2 protein-coding genes are annotated in these 1,343 nt (G+C 65.8%); both read left to right on the top strand.

Going from position 1 to position 1,343, the window contains the following annotated elements; genetic code table 11:
* Positions 1–67 precede the first annotated feature (67 nt).
* Entirely contained in the window at positions 68–391 is a 324-nt protein-coding gene (locus tag C8D87_RS44945; RefSeq protein ID WP_112232834.1) for a transposase, read from the top strand.
* Positions 391–1,305 (top strand): IS3 family transposase, encoded by a 915-nt coding sequence (locus C8D87_RS44950; protein WP_112232836.1) that lies wholly within the window; start codon positions 391–393, stop codon positions 1,303–1,305. Before C8D87_RS44945 ends, C8D87_RS44950 begins: the two co-directional genes overlap by 1 nt.
* The last annotated feature ends 38 nt before the right edge of the window (positions 1,306–1,343 follow it).

Raw genomic sequence — 1,343 nt, forward strand, 5'->3', positions numbered from 1 at the left:
TGAGGTTCACCCCGAGCAGTGGACACCGAGTTAGCAGGACCTGGGGTTCTGCTGGAAGGATGTCCTCATGCCTCCTCGTAAGCGCCGTTCGTACGCGGCCGAGTACAAGGTCGAGGCTGCGCATCGTGTGATCGATTCCGGCCGGACGATCAGCGAGGTTGCCCGCGAACTGGGGATCGACGCGGGAATGTTGAGCGTCTGGGTCAAGGACGAGCGGCGCCGGATCGCCGCGGCCGAGGCCTGCGGGGACACGCCCCTGGAGGCGGCCGAGCAGGCCGAGCTGCAGCGGTTGCGCAAACAGGTCGCCGAGCTCGAGAAGGACAACGCGTTCCTGGTAAAAGCCTCGGCGTACTTTGCCGCGATGCAGAAGAACCGGCCCGGTTCGCTCTGATGGCCAAGTACGCCGGCCCCGACGACATCGCTGGCGTCACCGGCACAGCCGTGCTCGAAGGCGAACGCTTCGCGATCCGACGCATGGCGCGGCTGCTGACGGTGTCCGCCTCCGGCTACTACGCCTACGTGAAACGGTGTGCCGCAACGGTGTTGACACCTCGTCAGCAGCGCCGCGCGGACCTGGAGGTGAAGATCACCCAGGCGCACAAGGACTCCCGCGGCACCTACGGATCGCCACGGATCACCGCGGAACTGCGGGATCAGGGCGAGGTGGTCAGCGCCAAAACCGTCGCCAAGGTCATGGCCGGGATCGGGATCGAAGGCATCAGCCCACGCACGTTCAAGGTCAGAACGACGGTCTCCGACCCGGCGGCGGCATTCCCGCCGGATCTCGTCGACCGCGAGTTCGACCAAGGCCGCCTGGACGCCGTGTGGCTCACCGACATCACGTACTTGTCCTGCGGTGAGGGCGAGATGTTCTTGTGCGCGATCCGCGACGGGCACTCGCGCACGGTGCTCGGCTACAGCGTCGCCGGCCACATCGGTGCCGAGATGGTCACCACCGCCATCGAGGCGGCCGTGGCCGTCCGCGGCGGTGAATGTCGTGGCACGGTCCTGCATTCCGACCGCGGCGGCGAGTACACGGCGAATCTGACCGCACAAGCGTGCTTGCGGCACGGGCTGCGCCGATCGATGGGCGCGACCGGGATCTGCTGGGACAACAGCCCCGCCGAGTCGTTCTGGTCGACGTTCAAACACGAGCACTACTACCGGCACGTCTACGCCACGAAGACGGAACTCGTTGCCGCAGTTGACAATTGGATCCGTTTCTACAACAGTACGCGCCGGCACTCCAAGCTCGGGATGCGCAGTCCCAGCGACTACGAGAATTCACTCCGAGCGGCTGCCTGAATCTCTTACGCCCCGTCCACCGTTCGGGGTGAACCTCA

It is taken from the genome of Lentzea atacamensis (genome assembly GCF_003269295.1).
Lineage (GTDB): Bacteria > Actinomycetota > Actinomycetes > Mycobacteriales > Pseudonocardiaceae > Lentzea > Lentzea atacamensis.